27 protein-coding genes and 1 pseudogene are annotated in these 25954 nt (G+C 58.8%); 15 read left to right on the top strand and 13 right to left on the bottom strand.

Going from position 1 to position 25954, the window contains the following annotated elements; all coding sequences use genetic code 11:
- Positions 1-44: 44 nt before the first annotated feature.
- From rsxC to ALTERO38_RS14695, 5 genes are all read right to left on the bottom strand, one after another.
- Positions 45-2903: an electron transport complex subunit RsxC gene (gene rsxC, locus ALTERO38_RS14715; RefSeq protein WP_159968834.1), complete on the bottom strand. Its 2859-nt coding sequence runs from the start codon at positions 2901-2903 to the stop codon at positions 45-47.
- On the bottom strand, positions 2900-3475 hold the full coding sequence (gene rsxB, locus ALTERO38_RS14710) for an electron transport complex subunit RsxB (RefSeq protein ID WP_159968833.1): 576 nt from the start codon (positions 3473-3475) through the stop codon (positions 2900-2902). The genes rsxC and rsxB overlap by 4 nt, the downstream gene beginning before the upstream one ends.
- Entirely contained in the window at positions 3472-4056 is a 585-nt protein-coding gene (rsxA, locus tag ALTERO38_RS14705; protein WP_159968832.1) for an electron transport complex subunit RsxA, read from the bottom strand. The genes rsxB and rsxA overlap by 4 nt, the downstream gene beginning before the upstream one ends.
- A gap of 789 nt (positions 4057-4845) precedes the next feature.
- Positions 4846-5667: an enoyl-CoA hydratase gene (locus tag ALTERO38_RS14700; protein ID WP_159968831.1), complete on the bottom strand. Its 822-nt coding sequence runs from the start codon at positions 5665-5667 to the stop codon at positions 4846-4848.
- A gap of 191 nt (positions 5668-5858) precedes the next feature.
- Positions 5859-7103, bottom strand: coding sequence for an ABC transporter substrate-binding protein (locus ALTERO38_RS14695; protein WP_159968830.1), 1245 nt, complete (start codon positions 7101-7103; stop codon positions 5859-5861).
- A gap of 224 nt (positions 7104-7327) precedes the next feature.
- On the opposite strand from ALTERO38_RS14695, the gene ung reads away from it, so the two are divergent.
- Positions 7328-8023, top strand: coding sequence for a uracil-DNA glycosylase (gene ung, locus ALTERO38_RS14690; RefSeq protein ID WP_159968829.1), 696 nt, complete (start codon positions 7328-7330; stop codon positions 8021-8023).
- Between the two features lie 30 nt (positions 8024-8053).
- On the opposite strand, the pseudogene ALTERO38_RS14685 reads toward ung, so the two are convergent.
- The 3 genes and pseudogenes from ALTERO38_RS14685 to ALTERO38_RS14675 all read right to left on the bottom strand — a co-directional run bounded on the left by ALTERO38_RS14685 (position 8054) and on the right by ALTERO38_RS14675 (position 10616).
- A pseudogene (locus ALTERO38_RS14685) lies at positions 8054-8572 on the bottom strand (DUF4142 domain-containing protein).
- Positions 8573-8786: 214 nt separating this feature from the next.
- Positions 8787-9623: an HDOD domain-containing protein gene (locus ALTERO38_RS14680; protein ID WP_102835734.1), complete on the bottom strand. Its 837-nt coding sequence runs from the start codon at positions 9621-9623 to the stop codon at positions 8787-8789.
- A gap of 45 nt (positions 9624-9668) precedes the next feature.
- Entirely contained in the window at positions 9669-10616 is a 948-nt protein-coding gene (locus ALTERO38_RS14675) for a folate-binding protein YgfZ (protein WP_159968828.1), read from the bottom strand.
- A gap of 153 nt (positions 10617-10769) precedes the next feature.
- On the opposite strand from ALTERO38_RS14675, the gene ALTERO38_RS14670 reads away from it, so the two are divergent.
- Positions 10770-11021 carry a succinate dehydrogenase assembly factor 2 gene (locus tag ALTERO38_RS14670; RefSeq protein WP_159968827.1) on the top strand — a complete coding sequence of 84 codons (252 nt, stop codon included), beginning with the start codon at positions 10770-10772 and terminating at the stop codon, positions 11019-11021.
- Positions 11008-11463, top strand: a complete 456-nt coding sequence (locus ALTERO38_RS21570; RefSeq protein WP_256663948.1) for a protein YgfX — start codon at positions 11008-11010, stop codon at positions 11461-11463. The genes ALTERO38_RS14670 and ALTERO38_RS21570 overlap by 14 nt, the downstream gene beginning before the upstream one ends.
- Here the strand turns inward: ALTERO38_RS21570 and nadB are convergent.
- Positions 11432-13045, bottom strand: coding sequence for an L-aspartate oxidase (gene nadB / locus ALTERO38_RS14665; protein WP_159968826.1), 1614 nt, complete (start codon positions 13043-13045; stop codon positions 11432-11434). The two genes, ALTERO38_RS21570 and nadB, sit on opposite strands and share 32 nt — an antisense overlap.
- Before the next feature lie 354 nt (positions 13046-13399).
- Between nadB and rpoE the strand changes: the two genes are divergently transcribed.
- The 11 genes from rpoE (at position 13400) to pdxJ (ending at position 22603) form a co-directional block, all read left to right on the top strand.
- Positions 13400-13981 carry an RNA polymerase sigma factor RpoE gene (gene rpoE, locus ALTERO38_RS14660; RefSeq protein WP_019342233.1) on the top strand — a complete coding sequence of 194 codons (582 nt, stop codon included), beginning with the start codon at positions 13400-13402 and terminating at the stop codon, positions 13979-13981.
- 31 nt (positions 13982-14012) lie between these two features.
- Positions 14013-14612 (top strand): sigma-E factor negative regulatory protein, encoded by a 600-nt coding sequence (locus ALTERO38_RS14655; protein WP_102835739.1) that lies wholly within the window; start codon positions 14013-14015, stop codon positions 14610-14612.
- An 8-nt stretch (positions 14613-14620) separates the two neighbouring features.
- Positions 14621-15568, top strand: coding sequence for a MucB/RseB C-terminal domain-containing protein (locus ALTERO38_RS14650; protein ID WP_159968825.1), 948 nt, complete (start codon positions 14621-14623; stop codon positions 15566-15568).
- A complete protein-coding gene (locus ALTERO38_RS14645; protein ID WP_159968824.1) occupies positions 15565-16014 on the top strand; it encodes a SoxR reducing system RseC family protein in 450 nt (149 codons plus the stop codon). The genes ALTERO38_RS14650 and ALTERO38_RS14645 overlap by 4 nt, the downstream gene beginning before the upstream one ends.
- Before the next feature lie 354 nt (positions 16015-16368).
- Positions 16369-18168, top strand: coding sequence for a translation elongation factor 4 (gene lepA, locus ALTERO38_RS14640; RefSeq protein WP_159968823.1), 1800 nt, complete (start codon positions 16369-16371; stop codon positions 18166-18168).
- Between the two features lies 1 nt (position 18169).
- Positions 18170-19024 carry a signal peptidase I gene (gene lepB / locus ALTERO38_RS14635; protein ID WP_159968822.1) on the top strand — a complete coding sequence of 285 codons (855 nt, stop codon included), beginning with the start codon at positions 18170-18172 and terminating at the stop codon, positions 19022-19024.
- Positions 19025-19113: 89 nt separating this feature from the next.
- On the top strand, positions 19114-19491 hold the full coding sequence (locus ALTERO38_RS14630) for a DUF4845 domain-containing protein (RefSeq protein ID WP_102835744.1): 378 nt from the start codon (positions 19114-19116) through the stop codon (positions 19489-19491).
- Positions 19488-20177 (top strand): ribonuclease III, encoded by a 690-nt coding sequence (gene rnc / locus ALTERO38_RS14625; RefSeq protein WP_102835745.1) that lies wholly within the window; start codon positions 19488-19490, stop codon positions 20175-20177. The genes ALTERO38_RS14630 and rnc overlap by 4 nt, the downstream gene beginning before the upstream one ends.
- Positions 20170-21081 carry a GTPase Era gene (gene era, locus ALTERO38_RS14620; protein WP_102835746.1) on the top strand — a complete coding sequence of 304 codons (912 nt, stop codon included), beginning with the start codon at positions 20170-20172 and terminating at the stop codon, positions 21079-21081. The genes rnc and era overlap by 8 nt, the downstream gene beginning before the upstream one ends.
- Positions 21082-21171: 90 nt before the next feature.
- On the top strand, positions 21172-21864 hold the full coding sequence (recO, locus tag ALTERO38_RS14615; RefSeq protein ID WP_159968821.1) for a DNA repair protein RecO: 693 nt from the start codon (positions 21172-21174) through the stop codon (positions 21862-21864).
- Positions 21857-22603, top strand: coding sequence for a pyridoxine 5'-phosphate synthase (gene pdxJ / locus ALTERO38_RS14610; RefSeq protein ID WP_159968820.1), 747 nt, complete (start codon positions 21857-21859; stop codon positions 22601-22603). The genes recO and pdxJ overlap by 8 nt, the downstream gene beginning before the upstream one ends.
- A gap of 33 nt (positions 22604-22636) precedes the next feature.
- On the opposite strand, the gene ALTERO38_RS14605 is transcribed toward pdxJ, so the two are convergent.
- Positions 22637-22843, bottom strand: a complete 207-nt coding sequence (locus ALTERO38_RS14605) for a DUF2905 domain-containing protein (RefSeq protein ID WP_148926642.1) — start codon at positions 22841-22843, stop codon at positions 22637-22639.
- A 39-nt stretch (positions 22844-22882) separates the two neighbouring features.
- A complete protein-coding gene (locus tag ALTERO38_RS14600; protein ID WP_159969718.1) occupies positions 22883-23773 on the bottom strand; it encodes a LysR substrate-binding domain-containing protein in 891 nt (296 codons plus the stop codon).
- Positions 23774-23929: 156 nt separating this feature from the next.
- Between ALTERO38_RS14600 and ALTERO38_RS14595 the strand changes: the two genes are divergently transcribed.
- Positions 23930-24214, top strand: coding sequence for a hypothetical protein (locus ALTERO38_RS14595; protein ID WP_178114596.1), 285 nt, complete (start codon positions 23930-23932; stop codon positions 24212-24214).
- On the opposite strand, the gene cmoB is transcribed toward ALTERO38_RS14595, so the two are convergent.
- Entirely contained in the window at positions 24211-25173 is a 963-nt protein-coding gene (gene cmoB / locus ALTERO38_RS14590) for a tRNA 5-methoxyuridine(34)/uridine 5-oxyacetic acid(34) synthase CmoB (RefSeq protein WP_159968819.1), read from the bottom strand. The two genes, ALTERO38_RS14595 and cmoB, sit on opposite strands and share 4 nt — an antisense overlap.
- Entirely contained in the window at positions 25170-25913 is a 744-nt protein-coding gene (gene cmoA, locus ALTERO38_RS14585) for a carboxy-S-adenosyl-L-methionine synthase CmoA (protein WP_159968818.1), read from the bottom strand. Before cmoA ends, cmoB begins: the two co-directional genes overlap by 4 nt.
- Positions 25914-25954 lie beyond the last annotated feature (41 nt).

Here is a 25954-nt window from a genome sequence, read left to right as displayed (position 1 = left end):
CACCACACTCCCTGTAGCAGCGCCGACGGCGCTGCTCCTGACGATTAGGTATGTTCCTGAAGTTTGCTCTCGGCATCGCTCAGACGTGCCTGGGCGCGTTCGATGGCCGCTGGGTCGCCGTTGTCGTCGCGCTCGAGCTTGCGCAGATCGGCTCGTGCAAACGCAACTTCGGTCTTGAGTGTCCGGGTCTGCTCATCTATGGGCTGCTTGTCGGTGCGCACCAGGTCTGGTGCCGGCTTGCCGGATCCAGCCTCAGCGTCATGAAGCGCCTGTTCGGCACTCGCCAGAGCATTGCGCAGCTTGCTCAGCTGTGGCTCTTCGGCACCGGCCTTTTCGGCTTTCTTGAGTTCTGCTCGTTTCATCGCCAGCTCGATCTTGGCTTTCTTGAGCGCCTCTTCGCCAGGTGTCTTGGCTGCAGGCCTGGTTTCTTTCGGCGGCTCGAGCGCGGTTTCAGCCTCGGCCAGTTGTGACCGCAAACGGCTCAATTCTGCCTCCTGCTCAGCGTCTCTCGTTTCGAGCTTCTCCAGCTTGCGGACCTGAGCATGCAGCATCGCGGCTTCGATCTTGGCTTTCTTTGCCGCGTCGTCATTGGCGGGTTTGGCTGGCGTCGCAGGGGTGATGTCCTGCACTGAAGCTAGTGTTTTCTCCGCTTCGTTCAGTTGAGCCTTTAGGCGACTCAGCTCGGCGTCCTGGGCGGCATCGCGGGTATCGAGCTTCTCCAGCTTGCGGACCTGAGCGCGCAGCATCGCCGCTTCGATCTTGGCTTTCTTTGCCGCGTCGTCATTGGCGAGTTTGGCTGGCGTCGCAGGGGTGGTGTCCTGCACTGACACTAGTGTTTTCTCCGCTTCGGTCAGCTGGGCCTGCAGGCGGCTCAGCTCGGCGTCCTGGTCGGCATCGCGGATGTCGAGCTTCTCCAGCTTGCGGACCTGAGCACGTAGCATCGCGGCTTCGATCTTGGCTTTCTTTGCCGCGTCGTCATTGGCGGGTTTGGCTGGCGTCGGAGGGGTGGTGTCCTGCACTGAAGCTAGTGTTTTCTCCGCTTCGGTCAGTTGAGCCTTTAGGCGACTCAGTTCGCCGTCCTGGGCGGTATCACGGGCGTCGAGCTTCTCCAGCTTGCGGACCTGAGCGCGCAGCATCGCCGCTTCGATTTTGGCTTTTTTGGCAGCCTCATCGTTGACCTGCGGTGCCGCGGGGGAAGCATCAGCAGGGCCAGCGGCTTCGTCCAGTGCCTTCTGCGCATTGGCAGCTGCGGTACGCAGCTCGTTAACCTGAGCTTCCAGTTCAGGCGTTGCATGCATGGCCAGCTGCTTTTCCGCTTTTTTCAGCGCGACCTGCGCCATGCTGGCTTCGATCTTGAGCTTCTTCTGCTGCTCGGACAGGCCCGCCTTTTGCGCCTGGACGCGCGCAACGGGGTCATCCTGATTCGGTATGGAGCTGGCCTCGGCCTGTGCCGCCTTGGCCTTCGCGGCGCGCTCGGCGCGGGCTTTACGGTCCGCCTCCTTCTGCTCTTCGGCACGGCGCAAGCGCTCCTGGCGCAGCTCGAAGCGCTGCTTGGAGTGTTCGGCTTTCTGCTGTTTCTGCTCCAGTTCGCGGATTTCGCCCTTGGCAGCGCGGTAGTACTGCACCAGCGGAATACTCGACGGGCAGACGTAGGCACAAGCGCCGCACTCGATGCAGTCGAACAGGTTGTAGGCCTTGAGCTGCTCGTGCTCCTGGCCCAGCGCGAAGAAGTGTAATTGTTGCGGTAGCAGGCTTGCCGGGCACGCTTCTGCACACTCGCCGCAGCGAATGCATGGCAGTGCTGGTGGTGGCGGAGGCAGTTCCGAAAGTGTGCTGGCGAGCAGGCAGTTGGTGGTCTTGATCAGCGGCACGTCCATCGACGGCAGGGTATAGCCCATCATCGGTCCGCCCACGATCAACCGATTGAGCCGGGCGGGGTCGAGACCGGCGAAGTCCAGCAGGTCAGCCACTGGCGTACCGATCAACGCCTCGACGTTCATGGGGCGTGCCAAGGCTTCGCCGGTCAGCGTTGTAACGCGGGAGATAAGCGGTTTACCCAACAGTACGGCGTCGTGAATGGCGACGCAGGTACCGACGTTCTGGCACAGCATGCCGATGTCGGCCGGCAGGCCGCCGCTGGGGACCTCTTCGCCGGTCAGAATCTGTATCAGCTGCTTTTCGCCACCCGAGGGGTACTTGGTAGGAAACACCTTGACCAGGAATCCTCGTTCGCCCACGGCGGTGCGGACGGCTTCGATCGCCTCCGGTTTGTTGTCCTCGATGCCGATCAGCACCTGCTTCGGCTGGATCAGCTGAACAAGTATCTCGATCCCCGCGACAAGCTCGTTTGCCTTCTCGCGCATCAACCTATCGTCGGCCGTGATATAGGGCTCACATTCGGTGCCGTTGATGATCAGTGCACGAATTTCCCGGGTAGGCGGCCCGTTAAGCTTGACGGCCGTTGGGAAGCCGGCGCCACCGAGTCCGCTTATGCCTGCCTGACGGATCTGTTCCAGCAGCTGATCGGGCTGCGCTGCTCGGTAATCCGGTTGCGGCTGCAGTTCGATCCATTCGTCCTGGCCATCGCTGTCGATCACGACCGCCGCGCTGAGCATCCCTGACACGTGAGGGTAGGGCTGGGGGCCGATGAAACTGACCGTTCCGGACGTCGGTGCATGAACCGGCGCACTGACAAAGCCAGCGGCCTCGGCGATCTTCTGCCCCTTGAGCACACGCTCGCCCAGCGTAACGCAGGGCTCAGCGGGCGCACCGAGATGTTGGACCAGCGGAACCACCAGACGAGCAGGGAGGGGTGGCCGCTGAATCGGCGTGCGGTTGGAAAGCTCCTTGCACTCCGGGGGGTGTATGCCGCCATGAATATCCCAGACGTTCAGTGAGGTCATGCGGCTTGCTCCCGATCACTGGCGATCAACTGGCCTGGTGTCAGCGGTTGGTCCCACTTCCAGCTCTGCAGATTGCTGCCGAGTTCAATCATGTCGATGCAGTCCACCGGGCACGGCTCGACGCAAAGGTCGCAACCGGTGCACTCGGACACGATGACCGTGTGCATCTGCTTGGCGGCGCCGACAATGGCGTCCACCGGGCAGGCCTGGATGCATTTGGTGCAGCCAATGCATTCCGCTTCGCGGATATAGGCGACGCGCGGAGGCACTTCGCCTTCCACTGCGTCCAGCGGCTCAGGCTCGACATCGAGCAGGTCGGCCAATGCCTGGATCGTTGACTCGCCCCCCGGGGGGCATTTGTTGATCTTGTCGCCGCCGGCGATCGCCTCGGCGTAGGGCTTGCAGCCGGGGTAGCCGCACTGACCGCATTGGGTCTGCGGCAGCAACGCATTGATCTGTTCGGCAATCGGGTCGCCTTCGACGCGGAAGCGCACCGCGGCGAAGCCGAGAATGGCTCCACAAACCAGGCACAGCGTGAGAAGCGCAAGCACCGCTATCACGACCAGACTCATAGCTTGATCAACCCACTGAAGCCCATGAACGCCAGCGACATGAGGCCTGCCGTGACCATGCCGATGGCTGCGCCCTGGAAGGATTTGGGCACGTCGGCAATCGCGATGCGCTCACGCATGGCCGCAAACAACACCAATACCAGCGAAAAACCCAGGCCAGCGGCAAAGCCGTTTGCGGTAGCGGTCAGAAAGGTGAACTCGGATTTGTTGGCGTTTAGGAGCGCGACGCCCAGCACGATGCAGTTGGTCGTGATCAACGGCAAAAAAATGCCCAGCACGCGGTACAGCAAGGGACTGGTCTTATTCACCACCATCTCGGTGAACTGCACCACCACGGCAATCACCAGAATGAAACTGATGGTGCGAAGAAATTCCAGATCCAGCGGCTTGAGGACATACTGCTGAACGATGTAGCTGCACATCGCCGCCAGGGTCAGAACAAAGGTTGTGGCCAGCGACAGGCCAATGGCGGTTTCGATTTTCTTCGAAACACCCATGAATGGGCACAGACCGAGGAACTGCACCAGGACGAAATTATTGACCAGGATGGCGCTAACCATGATCAGGGCGAGTTCGGTCATCGCGGGTTCCTGTGGCGCTCTGCATGAGCCGAGGCTAAAAGGCCGCTATTATCGGGAAGCGGCAGCAGCCGTACAAGGCCGGGAGGTGATGTGGCCCCAAGGCAACTGCGGTCTGATAACACATATGGACATGTACCACCTGTCCGGTTGAAAGCCAGCCGACCATTTGCTGTGGTCTGATCAAGTGAGGCCGTAACTCTCAGGTGGAGCGGTTCGTGGAGGTGCATAGTGAAGATACCAATGGCGCTTTTGCTGCTGGCATTGGGGTTTGGGAACCATGCGTTTGCCGACTCCCGGGGTGGTGTGTGGGTCTACCAACCTGATGGCGGCAGCTATCGTGTAGAAAGCCGCGGATATCAGTACGATCCGCGCAGCCCATATCCGCAACACAGACAGTATCCACAGAACCTTCCGCCTCGCTATCAGGGCCAGCTCCCTCCGCAGTATTACGATCGCCACCGAGGGGCTGATCGGCACAGCTGGGACCATAGGAGACGGACAGAAGGTCGTCATCCGCAGCGGTGGAAGGATGAGCGTAACTCCAGGTTCGATCACCCTTCGCGCTGGGATCGTGATCATTCGAGAGATTTTCGCCGCCCACCGTTAGTGCGCGATGGTCGCGACTACCGTATGCATCACCGGCGCGATTTCGACGGTCGCCACTATCGCCGCTGAGGCACGTGGGGTTAACCGCCCCGCTGTAGATAAGAATCGCGGACGCGCCACTATTGGTGTCTGCCGGGTTGCGTTTGGCGTAGATCCTTCGCTGCGTATGTTTTCGGATTTTACTTAGCGGTTTCTCCAGCGGGGATCGCGCTTTTCCAAGAACGCATTGACTCCTTCCAGGGTGTCGTCGGCTTCGAACAGGTCGACGAATGCCTCACGCTCTGCCGCTGCAAGACTGGCCGGGCCGCGGCTGTGCATCGAATCAATCAGTGTTTTGATTGTGCGCACGGCCACCGGGCTCTGACGCGCCACGCGGGAGGCCAGCAACAGTGCGTGGCCTCGCGCTTCACCCGGCTCCACAACCTGTTCGACCAGGCCGATACGCATAGCCGTGTCCGCATTGATCCGTTCGCCGCAGAGAATCATCCGCTTCGCCCAGCCTTCGCCTACAAGCCATGCAAGTGCCTGGGTGCCGCCAGCGCAGGGCAGTAAGCCGACCGAGGCTTCAGGTAGGCCTAGCTGAGTCTGTTGCTCCACGATGCGCAGGTCACATGCCAGAGCGCACTCCAGACCTCCCCCAAGCGCGAACCCGTTTATGGCCGCTATGGATACCCCGCGAAACTCTCGCAGGGCTTCGAAGGCCTCACCGAAGCGCTTCGCCATTTCACGTGCACGGGTGCGGTCGCCATCGGCGAAGAGCTTGAGGTCGGCGCCCGCGCTGAAGAATTTTTCACCCTGGCCGGTGATTACCAGCGCATAGACCTCATCGTCATGGTTCAGGTGTTCGACGACTTGCTTGAGGCCAATCAGCGAGTCACGGTCCCAGGTGTTGGCAGGGGGGTGGTTGATGGTGATCAGCGCGGTGTGCCCATGCTTTTCGACGGTCAGTTTGTGGGTCAAATCGAAAAAACCGGACTTATACGGCTCTACTGCAGTGGTGCTCATGGTGTTGGTCATCCTCGTCAGGATCGAATGCCTTCAACCGAGTCTAGTTGCAATCTTTTCGATCTGGCGAGGCGCTGTGGCGCGGGCGGGTGCATAGCGGGAGTTGTTGCAGGAGCGGCGCAAGGTGAGAGAGGTACGTGCGATGGGCTTTGGAGCGGCCTGGTATCCCAGAGCCGCTCCTTTGCGTCCGTTTACTGGAGGGCGAGCGTCTGTCCGCCAGCGCGGCGCTCGGTCTGCCATTCGGCAAGCGATGGGGCAGCCTGGTCGCCGGTGAGGCGATGGACGATTTCGAAATAGTCCTGTTTGAAACGATCCTTGAGCACTTCCTCGCGCGGCTTGACCTTCACCGCGTACACCGTCTGCACGTTCTGGTGATCGAAGCTGCGCCATTCTTGTTCGCCCTTGAGTAGGCTGTAACGGTGGCCCTCCAGCGCGGCAATGATCCGTTCGCTATCGAGGCTACGGGCCCGAGTAGCCGCGTCGGCCCATTGATAGACGATGCTGTAGGCCGAGGCGGCCGAGCTGGACGGGTGGGTCTGATAGCGTTCATCGTAGTTCTGCACGAACTGCTTGCCCGCTACCGAGCCTTCCAGCTCCGGTACGCGCCAGGTCCAGGGTTCGGTGCCCAGTACGCCGCGCATGATGTCCGGGCCGGCTGTTTCGACCATGCTCAGCGTCAGGTTGGGTACTGCGACCTGCATCCGCTTGTTCAGGCCGAGTTCGTCGGCGATCCGCATGGCGCGCACCAGGTCCTCGCCAAACAGGACCAGTACCAGGACTTCGGCATCGCTGCCGGCGACTTGGGTCAGTGCTTCGCGGTAGTCGGAGAGGCGGGCACCGGGAAACGCCGTCTTGATGCCCGGGTGCTGATTACTGTTCTGGGTGCCAGTGGCCTGGCGTAGCGAGCTTTCGCTGGTGTGGCCCCAGGTGTAATCAGAGGTGATGTAGAAGTAGCGTTTGTTCGGCAGATGCTTGTTCAGGTATTGGCCCAGCACCTGCGCGCTCATCCAGGCGTTGTTGCATTCGCGGAACATGTAGCGGTGGGCGTCTTTGCCTGTTGTGTCGTTTGAATAGGTCAGGGTGCCGAAATAGAGTAAACCCCTTTCCTTGGCACGCTTGCCTGCGGCGATGGCCACGGCGCTGGACGCGCCACCGAACAGCATGACCGCACCCTCGTCGGCCAGTTTGTCCACGTTGGCGACGGCTTTCTCGGGTCTGGATGCAGAGTTACGGCTGGATAGCTGGAGCGGTCTGCCTAGAACGCCGCCTCTGGCGTTAATTTCATCGACAGCCAGCAACGCCCCACGCATCTGCGATAGTCCTTCTTCTTTATAGCTACCGGTGCGAGGGTAATTGAGGCCGAGGGTGATCGGATCGGCAGCTTCAACTGCCAGACAGAACCCCAGCCCGAGGGCGAGGAGCGTAGTCCGTTTCATTGCTGATTCCTTGTTGTATTTTTTATTGGCGAGAGGCTTTTTTACTGCGCGCTGCGGCCCTTCGTCACGCACTCATTGGTCGTATGGGGGCAGTCTTTCGCTTGGCTGTGAGGTAGCCGACATTTTCTGAGAGTTATTGGCGGTAAGGACAGGCTCAGACTGGCGCATTGACTCCGCCAGATCCTTTCCCTAGGGTTCGGCGCCTCAGCAGCCAGGGCAACGCCATGAATCAAGATGACCGCGTCAAACTTGAAGTCAGCTGGAAAGCAGCGCTGAAGGAAGAATTCGAGCAGCCGTACATGAAACAGCTGGGCGAGTTTCTGCGTCGCGAGAAGGCGGCCGGGAAAGTCATCTATCCGCCGGGGCCTCTGATATTCAGCGCCTTGAATTCGACTCCGTTGGAGCAGGTTCGCGTCGTGATTCTCGGGCAAGATCCCTATCACGGGGCCGGCCAGGCGCACGGGCTATGTTTTTCGGTGCAGCCAGGTGTGGCGCCGCCGCCCTCATTGCAAAACATCTTCAAAGAGCTCAAGCGCGACCTGAATCTGGACGTACCCAGCCACGGCTATCTTCAGTACTGGGCGGATCAAGGCGTGCTGATGCTCAATACTTCTTTGACTGTGGAGCAGGGGATGGCCGGATCGCACGCCAAGATGGGCTGGCAGCGTCTGACCGATCGGATCATTGAGGTGATAAGCGAAAAGCGCTCGGACGTGGTGTTTCTATTATGGGGTGCCCATGCCCAAAGCAAAGCGAAGCTGATTGATCCGACCCGGCACCTGTTACTGAAGTCCGTTCATCCCTCGCCACTTTCAGCGCACCGGGGATTCATCGGTAACGGTCATTTCAGTCGCACCAATCAATTTCTAAAACAGCGGGACCTTGAGCCTATCGACTGGAAGTTGCCAGAGTCAGTCTGAGCGGCGCCGAAGCGCCGCTGACCGGATCGGTTATTGCTGTTCGCCGTGCTTCGAGGCCAGCTCTTGAGCCCTGTTTAGATGCTGCTCTAGGGTCTTGAGCGTCGACTCAGCGTACTTCTTGAGCTCAGCGTTCTCACCATTTTTGGCGTACTCACGAAATAGCTCGATGGTTTGCTCATGGGCTACGACCTGATTGTTCGCATAGGCCTCATCAAAATTCTCGCCTTCACGCAGTTCAAGAATCATCGCCTTTGCCTGGTCCATCAACGTAGCGTCGTCGGACATTTCGAGGTCTTCATGTTGGCGAGCTAGCTCAGCGAGTTTCTGGTTCGCCTAGGTGTGGTCGTCGATCATTTTCTGGGCAAAAGTCTTAACGTCTTGAGATTTGCTTTCACTCATGGCCAATTTGGCGGCTTCGATTTCGGCGATGCCTTTCGCCGAGGCTTCGTCTACGAAATTTTCGCCTTCTGCGGCGAGTGCGAAATTTGCAGCAACACTGAACAGCAATGCTGCGGTCCCGGAGAAGAAAAAGTTGGTCGTGCGGTTCATCTAAAGTCTCCTTCAACCTGACAAGCTCGTAGCGCCGGGGCATGTGCCCAGGGCACGGGCAAGATGCGGCAAGAACGCCGTCTATTAAGTGACTTGAGGTCGCGGTAGCGGTTCCTCACAGCAGGCGAACGGTAGGCTGGTCGACGGGATTAAGATGGAGGTGACAGCAGAGGTAACGGTATAAGCGGGCGCTGAATGGCACCCGCACGGCTATTTACTGGAGCATGCTCATCGCGGCGTCCATCGCGGCGGAGAGATCTTCGTCTTCCTGTAACAATGTGCTCGGGTCGAGGCCGAGCTGGGCGAATGCGGGGATCTGATTCCAGTCGAGTTGGGTATAGGGGTGCGAGGTGCCGATATAGCTCTGCAATGTCGCCACCTGGACGATATCTACATAGTCCACCTTCACTGAGGCTCGGGAAAAATCCAGGTACTGGCCGGGGACCGTGGCTATTGGATCGGGAAACTCCCAGGCGCGAAGGATCTTTTCCCCGATAATCGGATGGATCCGATCAATGACGTGGTTGAGGCTGATCGAATCGCTGAGCAGCGCGCTGTGCTCTTCTGCGTAGGTGAGAATCGGCAGGACTCCGATCTGATGAACCAGGCCCGCGAGCGTCGCTTGGTCGGCCGGCAGGCGGGTGTAGTTGCGGCAAAGCACATGACTGATAGCGGCAATCTCGGTGCTCTTGTTCCAGACCTCACGCATCTTGCGATCCACCACGTCGGTAGTCGCTTGGAACATCTGTTCCATCGCCAAGCCGGTCGCCAGGTTTGACGTGTAGTTGATGCCCAGGCGGCTGATCGCCATCTGTAGGTCGTTAATCTCCCTGTTGGTACGCAGCAGCGGGCTGTTTACCACTTTGATGATGCGAGCAGTCAGGGCGGTATCATTGCCGATCACCTTGGCCAGCGTCGGAATACTTACGTCCGGATCCTCTGCGGCTTCTCGCACCCGCAGCGCGACTTCCGGAAGCGTCGGCAGGACCAGTTCGTCATTTTCGATAGCCTGTGTAAGCGCCTGCTGGACCTTGTCGGCAAGAGTGCTCATGTCTTTCCTTACTTATAATTCGGTGTGGAATGTGGCTGGCAACGGTTAGCGCTGGATCTCACGGTCCGCGTCTAGCGTGTAGGGCAACTGCAGCAGGGTCAGCGGGAGGCCGTCAGGGGACCCTAGGAAAAGTCGACCATCAGCCGCCGCATCTTCTTGCAGCACGGCCAACAGTTCTAGCGCGCCCTCGGCGTTTGCTGCCATGACGACTTCGCCAACGCTTGAGCCATGCACCGGGGAGTAGATTTCAAGCCCGGCGGCCGGCACCGGTGCATCGATGTTCTGAACCGCAAGGCGATGCAGCCGGCGCTTCAATTTACCCAGATACTGCATCCGCGCGACAATTTCCTGGCCGGTGTAACAGCCCTTCTTGAAGCTGACGCCGCCCAGCGCCTGCAGGTTGATCATCTGTGGGATAAACAGCTCACGGGTCGCGGCTACCACCTGGCCGATACCGGCGCGAATCTGTGCCAGCAGCCAGCGATCAGTCGACGCCTCGGGAAGCTGGGCCGCCAGCCGAAGCTGGGTGGTCTCGGCGTCCTTTGAACGGGTCCAGAGCTCGGCGCGGCCATCGCTAAGGCGCACGGCGATCAATCCGTGCGCGGCGGCCACGGCGTCGGCCGTCTGGGGAAGATCTAGGCCAAGGCTGACAAGAGCACCGTCACCTTCGCTGAGTCCGAATCGAACCCATTCTGCACTCTCATCATGCAGTTTGGATTTTGAGAACGCGGCGAACTTGGTCAGCTCGGCGAGTTGTGGCTGGACCAATTCGCGATCCATCGCCAGCAGATAGCCGTCTCCCTCTGGGAGGATGCGGAAGCTGGACTGCATTCGACCTTTGGGTGTGCAGCGCGCACCGAGGCTCGAATGCTGTTCATTGAGGTAATTGAGGTTGCAGGTCAGTTGTCCCTGCAGAAACTTGCTCGCATCCGCGCCGCGTACGGCCAGGACGCCTTCGTGCGACAAAACGCAAAAGAAAGCAGTGTCAGTCATGACGAGTCGCCGTGGAGAAATCCGGACCGGCATCATAGCAGGCCATCGGCGAAATACAGTGTGCGCCAACTGCCACTCCGGGGCCTGTTAATGCGTGTGCCGCCTGAACGCTGCAGTCGGTATAATGCCGCGCTTCAACTCAGGAGCTTTTGCATGGTCGAACAATCCGAACTCAATCGCCTGTTCTGGCAGAGCCGTCGCGGCATGCTCGAGCTAGATGTGCTGCTGGTGCCTTTCGTCAAGGAGGTCTATCCGCAGCTCGACGAAGAGGATCAGCGCCGTTACCGCAAACTGCTGAGCTGTGAGGACCAGGACATGTTTGGCTGGTTCATGGAGCGCGCCGTGCCCGAGGACGAAGATCTGCGCTACATGGTTCGAATGATTCTTGACCGTGTCCAGCCATAGTAACCAGGCATTCGAATGTCGGTGGCATGCATCTGGCACGCTGTTGGCGCTGTATCTGCTGATAGTGATGCTGGCCGTAATCACACTCTTGTCATTGCCAGTGCCATCCTGGCTAAGTGTGCTCGGGTTGTTGCTGTGCGCGCTGCACGCAGCCTGGGTTATACCGTCGCACGTCTTGCTCTGTCGTGGTTGTTCATGGCTTGGTCTGCGCCATGATCAGCACGGCTGGTCGCTAAGGAGTCGGGAGGGCGGTTGGCAGCCGGTGCAATTGTTACCTGACAGCATTGCGCTACCGCTGGTGGTGGTGCTGCGATTTAAATTGCCGGGCGATTGGTTCTCTCAAGGGCTCTGCATTCCGCGCGGGGCTATGACGCCTGAGCAGCACCGACGTTTGCGGCTCAGGCTGAAGTTCAGTCGTCGTAGGTGGGCGGCACCAGAATAGTGTCTGTCGCTTCGGGTAGCTGTTCAGGGTAGTCCAGCGTGAAATGCAAGCCTCGACTTTCCTTGCGTTGCATAGCCGACCCGATCATCAACTCGGCAACCGTTGCTAGGTTCCGCAGCTCGATGAGGTCCCGACTGACTTTGTAATTACTGTAGAACTCATCGATTTCCCCAAGCAGCAAGCGAACCCGGTGTTGCGCGCGCATCAGTCGCTTGGTGGTGCGAACGATGCCAACGTAGTCCCACATGAACCGTCGCAGCTCGTCCCAGTTGTGCGCAATGATGACGTCTTCGTCTGAGTCCGTAACCTGAGTTGCATCCCACGTCGGCAGGACGTTGGGCGAGGCGACGCCCGGTAGTTCGCGCAGCATGTCCTGGGCAGCAGAGCGCGCGTAGACGAAACACTCGAGCAGCGAATTGCTGGCCATGCGATTGGCGCCGTGCAGGCCGGTGAAGCTGGTTTCGCCGATTGCATAGAGCCCAGGTATGTCGGTTCTGCCGGCTTGGTCAACCAGCACGCCGCCGCAGGTATAGTGAGCCGCAGGCACTACGGGAATTGGCTCGCAGGTAATGTCGATGCCGAACTCCAGACAACGTTCATATACGGTCGGAAAGTGCGCTTTGATGAATTCCGAAGGCTTGTCGCTGATGTCCAGGAAGACGCAATCGATGCCGAGGCGCTTCATTTCATGATCGATCGCGCGGGCCACGATGTCACGTGGCGCTAATTCCGCGCGTGGATCGAAACGTGGCATGAAGCGTTCGCCGTTGGGCAATTTCAGTACGGCACCCTCGCCGCGTAAAGCCTCGGTAATGAGGAAGCTTTTGGCTTTTGGATGGTAAAGGCAAGTCGGATGAAATTGATTGAACTCCAGGTTGCCCACTCTGCATCCTGCGCGCCACGCCATCGCGATGCCGTCGCCGCATGCCCCGTCGGGGTTGCTGGTATATAGATATACCTTCGCGGCGCCACCCGTTGCCAGTACGGTGAACTTCGCGTGGAAGGTATCCACTTCGTCTGTGTATCGGTTCAGCACGTACGCGCCAAGGCACCGCTTGCCGCTCAATCCCAACTTGCGTTCAGTGATCAGGTCAACGGCGACGCGCTGATGCAGCAGATCAATGTTTTCCCGATCATGAGCGCGGGCAAGCAAGGTGTTGAATATCGCTGCGCCGGTCGCATCGGCCGCATGAATGATGCGTCTGTGACTGTGTCCGCCCTCCCGGGTCAGGTGATATTCGAAGCCGTCTTCTTCGCGTTCGGCGTCGTCGCGGGTGAAGGGGACGCCTTGTTCGATCAGCCACTGGATGGCTTCGCGGCTGTGTTCGACGGTAAAGCGAACCGCTTCTTCCTTGCACAGTCCGCCGCCGGCAACGAGGGTGTCGGCGACATGCGATTCGATTGTGTCGGTGTTGTCCAGTACTGCGGCCACACCGCCCTGAGCCCAATACGTCGAGCCGTTCGCCAGCTCGCCCTTACTCAGCACTGCGACCCGAAGCGAGGGTGGAAGGTTGAGCGCCAGGGTCAGACCGGCTGCGCCGCTGCCTATGACTAGAACGTCGTATTGATAATGTCGGCTCATTTCGAATCTCACGTTGAGGCGAGCGCTAGTATATAGGCGCGTCCCCCGGCAAAATAGCGGGCCTTGTTGGACTTGGCTGGATGCTTTGGAACTTTTCTTGCAGGCTCGTCTCTATAGACAGTTGTGGATGCTGACCGGCTGGCCATGGTTCGGTGGGCGGCGGTTTTTTGCTGTGGATATTAGAGGGGTGTCGTCGAAACGGTTCGTTTTGGCGCGTCGCTCGTCAATGCCGTCAGGTGTGTTGCAGGAATGCTTGCTTGGAGGGGGAGAACTTTTGTGTAAAGCCCGGGTCTATTTTGGCAGGTCAGCTCGTAGGCGAGCGCAGCACCCCTTCCGGGTCATGGAGGAGTGTTTATGCTAACCCAGGAGCAGGACCAGCAACTGGTCGAACGAGTGCAGCGGGGAGATAAACGGGCTTTCGATTTATTGGTATTGAAATACCAACACAAGATTCTAGGGTTGATCGTGCGCTTTGTGCATGATTCTCACGAAGCCCAGGATGTTGCGCAGGAAGCCTTTATTAAAGCCTATCGCGCGCTTGCGAATTTCCGCGGGGACAGTGCTTTTTATACATGGCTGTACCGCATTGCCATCAATACGGCAAAGAATCATCTGGTTGCTCGAGGAAGGCGGCCGCCTGACAGCGATGTCAGTTCCGAGGATGCCGAGTTCTATGAAGGCGATCACGCCCTCAAAGATATCGAGTCGCCGGAACGAGCGCTTCTCAGGGATGAAATTGAAGACACAGTTCATAGAACTATCCAGCAACTTCCAGAAGATTTACGTACCGCTCTAACACTGCGTGAATTTGATGGTCTTAGTTATGAAGACATTGCAAACGTCATGCAGTGTCCGGTGGGTACGGTCCGCTCACGGATATTCCGGGCGCGGGAAGCCATCGATAAAGCATTGCAACCCTTGTTGCATGAATCCTGAGACAGCGGCGATAGCCAAGAGAGGAACCGCCATGAGTCGTGAAGCCCTGCATGAATCGCTGTCCGCGGTGATGGATAACGAAGCGGACGAGTTGGAATTACGTCGAGTGCTCTCCGCAGAGGGCGACAATGAAATGCGGTCGACCTGGTCGCGCTACCAGATCGCGCGTGCCGCAATGCATAAGGAGCTGATCGAGCCTCGTCTGGATATTGCCTCGGCAGTGTCGGCGGCGTTGGCTGATGAGCCTGCAATCACCGCCGTTAAGCCACAGCGCTTCGCTTGGCGTAATGTTGGTCGTCTCGCTGTAGCGGCATCGGTTACAGTCGCTGTGTTGGCAGGTGTGCGCCTGTACAATCAGAGTGAAGTAGCCGGGCCTCAGATTGCTCAGCAACCTGCGCAACCGAGCATTGCAGTCCCGCAAGCTACTCAAGGTCCGGCTGTACTAGCTGGGTATAGCGAAGGTACGGTTACTTCCGGTGCCCAGGTGTCGGGTGCGGAGGCGCCGGCTGAAAGCTGGCATGAAAAGAGATTGCCGGCTTATGTGCGTCAGCACGCTCAGCAGGCCGCTTTCGGTAGCGGTTCGGAAAGTGCCCTGCCCTATGCTCGTGCTGCCAGCATGGAAGATCGTTAAGGAACAACATGCGTGTAATGCCGCTGTTTGTGGTGCTCGGAGGCTGGCTATCTATGCCGGCCTTTGCTGCTGAGGCCGATGTGCTGATGCAGCGACTTGCTGATGCTGAGAAAAAGCAAAGCTATCAAGGCACTTTTGTCTATGAGCGCAACGGAAGTTTTTCCAGTCACTCTGTCTGGCAGCTGGTAGATGAACAACAGCTGCATGAGCGACTTTTGCAGCTTGATGGTCCGGCTGCAGAGGTTGTGCTGCTCAATGGGAAGATTCAGTGTGCATCTGAAGACATGGCTTCCCAAGTGCGGGAGGTTACGCCATGGCGCCAGCAGCAACTGAAGCCGGAGCTGCTCTCCAAGTGGTACAACTTTCAAGTTATCGGCGAATCCCGAGTTGCAGGGCGGCCCACGGTCGCGCTAGCGGTTCGTCCCCGGGATCAGCATCGCTATGGCTTCGAGCTGCATCTCGATCGTGAAACCTCCCTGCCGCTTAAATCGTTGTTGCTTGACGAAAGCGGACAGTTGCTCGAGCGATTTCAGTTCACGCATTTTGCACCAGGCTCAGTGGCTGCCGCAGAGGTAAAAGGTGGAGCTGATTGCAAATCGGTCTCGGTTCCCGCAGGGCAAGCGGAGCCGGCATCAATTCAATGGCGCTCTGATTGGCTGCCTGATGGGTTTCAGCTAATCGACTCAAGCGTGCGTCCAAGCCCCGCTTCACAAGAGTCGGTGACTTGGCTGGCTTACGGTGATGGCATTGCTCGTGTATCGGTATTTATCGAGCCATTGGGCGGCGCTGTGGTCGAGGATGCGCGTAGTCAGATGGGGCCGACTGTGGCCGTATCGAAGCGTATATCCACGGCTGGCGGCGATGTCATGGTCACTGTCATTGGGGAAATTCCTCTAGGTACTGCGGAGCGAATCGCATTGTCCATGCGCTCTGGAGTTGATCAGACGCCGCAATGATCGAGGAGTCAGGTCGTGTAGTCGCGTTGGCGCCCGGTGCTGTTTGGGTTGAGACTGAGCGCCATAGCACCTGTTCAGGCTGCTCTGCGAGGAGTGGCTGCGGCCAGGGGCTGGGTGAAAGACTTGGTATTCGCGAGCGCCGGGGTTTAATACTGGCGGTTTCTGACCTTCGGCTCAGTGTAGGGGACACCGTTGTGGTCGGTATCCGCGAAAGCGTGTTGCTACGCGGCGCAGTGCTTGTCTACCTTTTTCCGCTGATCATGCTCTTCATCGCTGCACTCGTCGCTTCTGAGCTTTCGGCTGCCGAGCCATACGTGATGCTCGCCGGCCTTGGTGGGTTTCTGGTGGCCTGGCTCCTCGTGCGCAAGCGCAGTCAGCAAACAGCAATGGATCCAGCGTTACAACCGGTCGTTCTGCGCGCCTCAATGGCCGCTGCGGCGGTGTAATCAGGCTTTGTGGCTGCAGGCATGTCAAGGCCAGCCTGGCCAGTCATCCACTTCTATCTCCTCGTTCTTTGCGTCAACCATCTTCCGCAAATCGCTCAGGTTTAATTCACGTGTTGCTCAGCGGCAGTGAAATTTCCATCGTATATGGCGTCGAACCGCATGCCCGCAGTGATGGATATGCGCTAGTTTGAACGCTTTTCGCGCCTCTTGGCGGCTACGGGTGTGCAGTTGGTGTCGAGGAGGCCTGGTGTTGCAAGTCGCTGGGAGCGGCGTGGCACTGATTAGACCTATCAGGTACACTTTGCGGCTATTTTCGGCGGGCAATCGGCTCGCGACGTATTAGAGTGTTGAGCTGTGAGCGACCTGAGTCATATCCGCAATTTTTCCATCATCGCGCACATCGATCATGGCAAGTCGACCCTGGCTGACCGTTTCATTCAGATGTGTGGCGGTTTGACCGAGCGTGAAATGAACGCTCAGGTGCTTGATTCGATGGATCTCGAGCGCGAACGAGGCATCACCATCAAGGCGCACAGCGTCACGCTGTACTACAAAGCGAAGGATGGCAAAACTTATCAGCTGAACTTTATCGACACTCCAGGTCACGTTGACTTCACCTACGAGGTCAGTCGCTCGCTGGCCGCCTGCGAGGGTGCGTTGCTGGTGGTCGATGCGGGGCAGGGCGTAGAAGCGCAATCGGTAGCCAACTGTTACACGGCTATTGAGCAAGGCTTGGAAGTTATGCCAGTGCTGAATAAGATGGACCTGCCTCAGGCCGACCCCGATAAGGTCAAGGACGAAATCGAACATATCATCGGCATCGATGCGACCGACGCAGTGGCGTGCAGCGCCAAAAGCGGCATGGGCGTAGACGACGTGCTTGAGCGTTTGGTTGCGGTCATTCCTCCTCCAACCGGCGAAATCGATGCGCCGCTGCAGGCTCTGATCATCGACTCCTGGTTCGACAACTATCTCGGTGTTGTCTCGCTGGTCCGCGTTCGCCATGGCCGGATCAAGAAGGGTGACAAGGTCCTGGTCAAGTCCACCGGCAAGGTGCACCAGGTCGATAGCGTCGGAGTATTCAATCCGAAACATACCAGTACGTCCGACCTCAAGGCCGGCGAAGTAGGCTTTATCATTGCCGGCATCAAAGATATCCATGGTGCCCCCGTTGGTGACACCCTGACGCTGTCCAATACGCCTGATGTCGAGATGCTACCTGGTTTCAAACGGGTTAAGCCGCAGGTCTATGCGGGCCTGTTTCCAGTAAGCTCCGATGATTTTGAAGATTTTCGTGAAGCGCTGCAAAAGCTGACTCTCAACGATGCCGCGCTGCAGTACGAGCCCGAGAGCTCGGACGCGCTTGGGTTCGGCTTCCGTATCGGCTTCCTCGGTATGCTGCACATGGAAATCATCCAGGAGCGCCTCGAGCGTGAGTACGACCTGGATCTGATCACTACGGCACCGACCGTGGTCTATGAGCTGTTGTTGAAGAGCGGCGAGACTATCTATGTCGATAGCCCATCCAAGCTGCCCGATCTGTCTTCCATTGAAGACATGCGTGAACCTATCGTCCGGGCCAACATTCTTGTACCTCAAGAACATCTGGGTAGCGTCATTACGCTTTGCGTCGAAAAGCGTGGCATCCAGCGCGACCTGCAGTTTCTCGGAACGCAGGTCCAGGTTCGCTATGACCTGCCTATGAGCGAAGTGGTACTCGACTTCTTCGATCGTCTCAAATCAGTCAGTCGCGGGTACGCTTCGCTGGATTACAGCTTCGAATGCTTCCAGTCAGCCAATCTCACCCGTCTGGATATCCTGATCAATGGTGACAAGGTCGACGCGCTAGCGCTGATCGTGCATCGCGACAATGCGCATTACAAAGGCCGAATCCTCGTCGAGAAGATGAAGGAACTGATTCCCAGACAGATGTTCGACGTGGCCATCCAGGCTGCCCTCGGCGGTCAGATCGTCGCGCGAAGCACAGTCAAAGCCTTGCGCAAGAACGTTCTGGCGAAGTGCTACGGCGGCGACGTGAGCCGTAAACGTAAGCTTCTTGAGAAGCAGAAGGCCGGTAAAAAGCGGATGAAGCAGGTAGGCAACGTGGAAATTCCGCAAGAAGCCTTCCTCGCAGTGCTCAAGGTAGATAGCTGATATGTCGATCAACTTCCCGCTGTTGCTGGTCATTGCCGTTGCTGTGTGCGGTTTTCTGGCGCTGCTCGATTTGGTGGTGTTCGCACCTCGTCGTCGGGCTGCAATCGCTAACTACGAGGGCCAGACCGGGGAGCCTGATCAGTCAACGCTGGACGCTTTGAATAAAGAACCGGTTCTGATCGAGTACGGCAAATCGTTTTTCCCAGTTCTGGCAATCGTGCTGGTATTGCGCTCGTTTCTGATCGAGCCGTTCCAGATTCCGTCGGGCTCAATGATTCCAACACTTGAGGTCGGCGATTTCATTCTGGTCAATAAGTTCGCCTATGGCATTCGGCTGCCGGTGGTCGACACCAAAATCATCGAGGTCAGTGATCCGCAGCGTGGCGATGTCATGGTGTTTCGTTATCCCAGCGATCCCAATATCAACTACATCAAGCGTGTCATAGGCCTGCCGGGCGATGTGGTTCGGTACAGCAGCGACAAGCGGCTGAGCATTAACGGCGAGCTGGTTCCTGAAATGCTTATTGGCGAAGAGCCCGGGAGTCTGGGCAGCGCCAAGCTCTACCAGGAAAAACTCGGCGAGGTGGAACACCTGATTCGCAAGGAAATGGCCCGCTATCGGATCGAACCTAACCGCGAGTGGCGGGTTCCGGCTGGTCATTACTTCATGATGGGTGACAACCGCGACAACTCCAATGACAGTCGCTACTGGCATGACGCGGCGATTCCGGCGGAATTTGCCGGTATGGTTCCGGACCGCAACATCGTCGGCAAGGCCTTCGCCGTATGGATGAGCTGGCCCGATCCGAAGTTCAGCAACCTGCCGCACTTTTCGCGCGTCGGATTGATTCACTAAGTCTGTGAATCAGGGCCCGGTTCCAGCGAGCCGGACCGTTATATTTGCACAGCCCCGATCCGCGGGTAACGTACGACATAGAGGTCGACATGAGTTTCGCTCGTTCGCAAAAAGGGCTGTCCATGCTGAGCTGGATCATGGTGCTGGCACTGGTGGCGTTTTTTGCCAGTACCGCATTCAAGATGCTCCCGCATTACTTCGACTATATGTCGATGGACAAGATCATCTCTGGGGTCGAAAGTGACAAGGCCGCAGACATCCGCACCGTACGAGACTTTTACAGCCATGTACGCAAGGGCATGGATGTCAACGGCATCCGCGATCTGAACCTCGAAGAGGCGCTGAAGGTCGTGATTGAAAATAACGAGTTCAAGGTGCACTTGGACTATGAAAAACGCGAGCCCCTGATCCGTAATCTCGATCTGGTGGCGAACTTCGATAAAGAATATCGCCTAAGGATGCCGTGAGCACTTCGTTAGCCCGTCTCGAGCGTAGGCTCGGATACCAATTCAAGGACCAGGAGCTGATGCTCCTGGCACTGACCCATCGCAGCTATGCCGGACGCAATAATGAGCGTCTTGAGTTTTTGGGCGATGCCATTCTCAACTTCATCGCTGGCGAGGCGTTATTCAACCATTTCCCTCAGGCTAAGGAAGGGCAGCTGTCACGCCTTCGGGCACGCTTGGTTAAAGGTGAAACGCTTGCCGTACTTGCTCGGGGGTTTGAGCTTGGTGAATACCTGCGGCTCGGCTCTGGTGAGCTGAAGAGCGGTGGGTTCCGTCGCGAGTCGATTCTTGCCGATACCCTGGAAGCTCTGATTGGCGCCATCTATCTCGATGCAGGCATGGAGGCGGCGCGGGACCGCGTGCTGGCTTGGCTTGCCAACGAGCTGGAAGGGCTTACGCTGGTTGATACGAACAAGGACCCAAAGACCCGTTTGCAGGAGTTTTTGCAATCGCGGGCGTGCGAATTGCCAAAGTATGAGGTCGTGGCGATTCAAGGGGACCCACATTGCCGGACCTTCTTCGTCGAGTGCCAGGTGTCACTGTTGCATGAGAAAACACAAGGGCAGGGCGCCAGCCGGCGTATTGCCGAACAGGTTGCCGCTGCCTCGGCACTGATAGCGCTGGGTGTGGAGAACGGTAATGACTGAAGAACGAGTTGAAGGTGAAGAAATCACCCGCTGCGGCTATGTAGCCATTGTCGGAAGGCCCAATGTGGGTAAGTCGACCCTGCTTAATCACGTCTTGGGCCAGAAGCTCGCGATCACCTCGCGCAAGCCGCAGACAACCCGTCACAACATGCTTGGAATCAAGACCGAGGGGGCCGTTCAGGCGGTCTACGTCGACACCCCTGGCCTGCACAAGAATGGCGAGACGGCGCTGAACCGCTATATGAACCGCACCGCCTCTTCAGCTTTGAAGGACGTCGACGTGGTCGTCTTCGTGGTCGATCGCACTCGCTGGACTGATGAGGATCAGTTGGTGCTTGAGCGTGTCCAGTATGTCGAAGGTCCGGTCATCGTTGCGGTTAACAAGACCGATCGCGTCGAAGACAAGGGCGAGTTGCTGCCGCATTTCGAATGGTTGGCTCAACAACTGCCAAGAGCCGAGATCGTGCCGATCTCCGCCCAGCACGGGCAGAATCTGGATGTATTTGAGAAGCTGGTAGCTTCGCACCTGCCCGAGGGCGAGCATTTTTTTCCCGAAGACCAGATCACCGATCGCAGCAGCCGTTTCCTGGCCGCAGAGCTGGTGCGTGAAAAGATCATGCGTCAACTCGGCGCCGAGGTGCCTTACCAGATCACCGTTGAGATTGAAGATTTCAAGCAGCAGGGCCATGTGCTGCATATCCATGCGTTGATTCTGGTAGAGCGCGACGGCCAGAAGAAAATCATCATTGGCGACAAGGGCGAGCGCATCAAGCGCATTGGCCAGGAGGCGCGCAAGGACATGGAGGTGCTGTTCGACTCCAAAGTCATGCTCAATCTCTGGGTGAAGGTGAAGAGCGGCTGGTCCGACGACGAGCGCGCACTGCACTCGCTCGGCTACAGCTGACGCAAGTTCTGCGACACCTGCCCGACTGCCGCAGCCTTTGGCGGTCGGGCAACCAGCATTTGTTCCGTCTCTGCACGTGACCTACCTCTCATGACCGCCCAAACCGCTTTTGTGCTGCACAGCCGGCCCTATCGTGAAAGCAGCGCGCTTGTGGATTTTTTCACGCCCGAAGGTCGGCTACGGGCAGTGTTGCGCGGTGCGCGCGGCAAGGCGGGCACGTTGGCGCGTCCCTTCGTGCCACTCGAGGTCGAGTTTCGTGGTCGCGGGGATCTGAAAAGCGTCGGACGGCTAGACAGTGCCGGCCTGGCGTACTGGCTCGATGGCAACGCGCTATTCAGTGGCATGTACCTGAACGAATTGCTGATCCGGTTGCTGCCGGCCGAAGATGCTCATCCCGCCATGTTCGATCATTACGCTGCAACTCTGCCAGCGCTGGCGGCTAAACGACCGCTGGAGCCGATTCTCCGTTCGTTCGAATGGCGCCTGCTGACCGAGCTTGGTTATGGCTTTGCCCTGGACCGGGATGTGGCTGACCAGCCCATCGCTGGGGATGGGCTATATCGTTTGCTGCCCGAGACCGGGCTTGAGCCGGTCGGGCATTTTCAGCCGGGTCTGTTCAATGGCGCGGAACTCCTGGCCATGGCAGAGGCCGATTGGAGTGTGCCGGGGGCTTTGGCCGCCGCAAAGAGACTCATGCGTCAGGCGTTGGCGCCGCATCTGGGCGGTCGACCATTGGTTAGCCGCGAACTGTTCATGAACATCAAGGAGGTCCCGCGTGACTGAAGCGAATCGAATCCTGCTCGGCGTCAATGTTGATCATGTCGCCACCCTGCGACAGGCGCGTGGTACCCGCTACCCTGACCCAGTCAAGGCTGCGCTGGATGCCGAGGAGGCCGGGGCCGACGGCATTACGGTACACCTGCGCGAGGATCGTCGGCACATCCAGGAGCGTGACGTGCTGATGATGAAGGATGCGCTGCAGACGCGGATGAACTTCGAGATGGGTGTCACCGAAGCGATGCTGGCATTTGCCGAGCAATTGCGGCCCGAACACGTTTGCCTGGTGCCTGAAACACGACAGGAGCTCACTACTGAGGGCGGCCTGGATGTCGCGGGCCAGGAAGCGCGGATTCGAGAAGCGGTCAACCGCCTGGCTGGTTGCGGTGCTGAGGTGTCGCTATTCATTGACGCCGATCCGCGGCAGATTGAAGCGGCTGCTCGTGTGGGCGCGCCGGCGATCGAGCTGCACACCGGCCGTTACGCCGATGCGCATGGCGTGGCCGAGCGGGCCTGCGAGCTTGCCCGCATTCGCGACGGTGTCGAGTCCGGGGTGAGCCATGGTCTGATCGTCAACGCTGGCCACGGTCTGCACTACCACAATGCCGAAGCGATAGCCGCGATTCGTGGAGTGAACGAGCTGAACATCGGCCACGCGATAGTCGCTCATGCCTTATTCGTCGGGTTCAAACAGGCTGTTAAGGAGATGAAGCACCTGATCCTCACCGCCGCAGCTCGCGGCTGACAACGCTAGGTGGCCCGCATAAGGCGGGTCACCCTAGCGTTTGAACAGGTTTACCAGTACGGTCAGCACAACGCTCAGCACAATCATCGACGTGATCGGAATGTACGTCTTGCTGCGTTCTGATTCGAGGCGAATGTCGCCTGGCAGCTTGCCGAACCAGCTCAGCAGGCCGGGCGCGTAGTGAAGGGCAACGCCGAGCAACAGCAACACGACGCCTGCGCCGATCAACCATTTAGCCATTTCCGCTCCCCCTCCTGCGCGCATTCGCTAATCTGCTCATCAGTGGTACGCCGCAAAGGCCGCCACTACCTGCTGCGACAGCACTTTTACGGGCTCGCTGCATTGTGCGGCGCTTAGCAACTTGATCTGGTACTCACCGAGTGCTGGCAGGTCGGCGTCTTCGTCCAGCCGTCTGAGCGGTGGTCTGACCAAGCTCAGCGGGTAGGGCGCAACTGCGAGATCGGCAACCATGGCAGCCTCCTGTCCGGCGCATTGCTCGCTGGAATAGGCGATGCGGTAGCTGCGACCGACACGGTCGAGTGCATCCAGAGCCTGGCGGCGCCAGGCACATTCGGCGCTGGCCAGTGCCAGCGGCAACGGGTTGCGCTTCATCGCAACGCCACCCGCCCGACCGGCCCAGACCAGCGGCTCACGGTGGACGACCTCGCCGCGGGTGTCGTCCTGACCAAGATTGCCAACGCTGATCAAGGCGACGTCCAGTTCACCTGCATCGATTCGCTGGATCATGTCGACGCTGCGCCCGACCGACACGTTCACCTCGATGCCGGGATGCGTTCGTGCAAAGAGCGACAATAGTCCCGGCAGGATATGTGTGCCGATGTCGGCTGGCGCGCCGAAGCGCACCTGGCCACTCAGGCTTGGCTTGATGAAAGCGCCCACGGCTTCTTCGTTTAGCTTGAGCAGGCGCCGAGCGTAATTGAGGAGTCGCTCGCCGTCAGCGGTAAGGGCGACGCGCCGGGCCTCTCGGCTGAACAAGGCGCAGCCCAGCGTGTTTTCCAGGCGTTTGATCTGCATGCTGACGGCGGACGTGGTGCGGAAAATCTGCGCGGCCGTGCGGGTAAAGCTGCCGCTTTCTGCAATGGATACGAACGTGCGCAGCACATCGATCTCGAGTAAAGGCATGGCGGATTGCGGCAGTCGTTCAGGCATCCCGGACATTGATCGACCCTTCAATATTTCTTAAGTGACGATTCTATTCTAGTCGTTTGTTTGAAGTGTCAACGAGGCTCAGTCTGGTTCTGTCGACATCAAGTCGTCGGCAGGCAACGGGTGCATTAATGCATCCTTTCTAGCCAGGAGCATCTGATGAACTGTACAGAAGAGCAGTTGAAGCGTGATCGATCAGCGGGAATAAAAGAGCCGTCCATTCCTAACGTGTATCTACCCGCGATGTGGCCGGTGGAGATGCACGCGTTAGCGCTGGACTGGTTCAAAGCATGGCGCAAGCGCCGCTTGTATCGGCGTCTGCTTCTCCTCAGCGACAGGCAGCTGCGCTTGCGTGACCTCAGCCGCCCCCTTCTGCTGGCGAAGGCTTCGACGCCGTTGCGGCAAATCGTGCAAGAACAGCGAAACGGGCGGGCTCGGCGTTAAGGCTTACGGGCGATTATCACGGCGCGCATCGGTGCGGGAAGACCTTCGATGGTCTTGCTGTGATCCTGTGGGTCGAGGAACTCGGGGAGCGACTGATAGCGCATCCAGTCGGTGCTGCGCTGCTCCTCTACGCTGGTGATACTGAGGTCGACGCAGCGTACATCGACGAACCCGGCGCGGCGCAGCCAGCATTCCAGCGCGGCTACCGATGGCAGGAACCAGACGTTGCGCATCTGCGCGTAGCGGTCTTCGGGAACCAGAGCGGTGTGCTCGTTTCCGTCAACCACCAGCGTTTCCAAGACCAGTTCGCCACCCTTGATCAGGCAGTCCTTCAGGTCCATCAGATGATCGACAGGCGAGCGCCGATGGTAGAGCACGCCCATGGAAAACACAGTTTCGAAGCCTTCGAGCTTGCTCGGCAGCTCCTCCAGCGCCATCGGCAAATGCCAGACCGGCAGGGCATCGAGGTAGCGCTTCATGGCGTGGAACTGGCAGAAGAACAGCCAGTTCGGATCGATACCGACAACCGAGTCGGCGCCTGCGCCGAGCATGCGCCACATGTAATAGCCGTTGCCGCAGCCGACATCGAGGATGCGCTTGCCGGTCAGGTCCAGATGTGGGGAGACGCGGTCCCACTTCCAGTCCGAGCGCCATTCGGTGTCGACATGCACGCCGAACACATCGAAGGGCCCTTTACGCCAGGGCGACAGGCCGAACAGGGCATCGTGTGTGATGGCACGTGTGGCCTCGTCGCAGTCGGAGTCCAGTCGGAAGGCATCACGCAGCTCCACCCCACTAGGCTGGATATCAGGCAGTGCTTCGACGGCACGTCGCCAGCGCGGCAAGTCGCCGTGGCCAATGGCGAGTTTGGCGTCGAGTTGCGCTTGCAGGCCGTTGGCCCAGGCCGCCAGCGGGGTGCCGGCCAGGCGCCAGGCGAGGGGAGTTAGGTCGAGATTCATGGCAGGGCAATCAGGGAGGCAAAATTCAGGCATTGGAACCAGGGCACGACTTTGGAAAAACCGGCGTCCAGCAATCGCTGGCGATGGGTTTCCAGGCTGTCGGGTCTCATCACGTTCTCGATGGCGCTGCGTTTCTGCGCAATTTCAAGCTCGCTGTAGCCATTGGCACGCTTGAAGGCGATATGCAGCTCTGTCAGCAGATCCTGTTCCTGGTCGTCTTCGAAGCGCAGCTTTTCCGAGAGAATCAGCGCGCCGCCCGGCACCAGCGCCTGGCGAATGGCGCTGAGCAGCTCAGGCCGCTGTTCAGGCGGGATGAACTGCAGGGTGAAGTTGAGGGCGACCAGCGAGGCCGGCTGGAACTGGAGAGCGAGCACGTCGGCTTCGATCACTTCAACCGGGAGCAGCTCCTGGAACATCGAATCCTGCCCGTGCAGATACTCACGGCAGCGCTCGACCATCGCCGCAGAATTATCAACGGCAATCACGTGACAGTTATCGATCTTGACGTGCCGACGCAGCGCTTGTGTCACCGCCCCTAGCGAGCAACCGAGGTCATACAGGCATGTGTTCGGCTGGGCGAATTGCGCCGCCAGCACGCCGATGTTCTCGACGATGGTGGGGTAGCCCGGCACCGACCGCTTGATCATGTCGGGAAACACCCGCACCACGTCTTCGTTGAAGACGAAGTCCTGGGGTTGGGCAAGGGGCTGGGCGAACAGGCGATCGGGTTCGTGGCTCACGGCGGCGTCTGGGCAGGCTGAAAAACAGGGGCGGCATTGTA

It is taken from the genome of Pseudomonas sp. 9Ag, assembly GCF_902506445.1.
Classification (GTDB): domain Bacteria; phylum Pseudomonadota; class Gammaproteobacteria; order Pseudomonadales; family Pseudomonadaceae; genus Stutzerimonas; species Stutzerimonas stutzeri_AB.
Note: the sequence above shows the minus strand (reverse complement) of the source record. Positions and strands in the feature narration are given on the sequence as shown.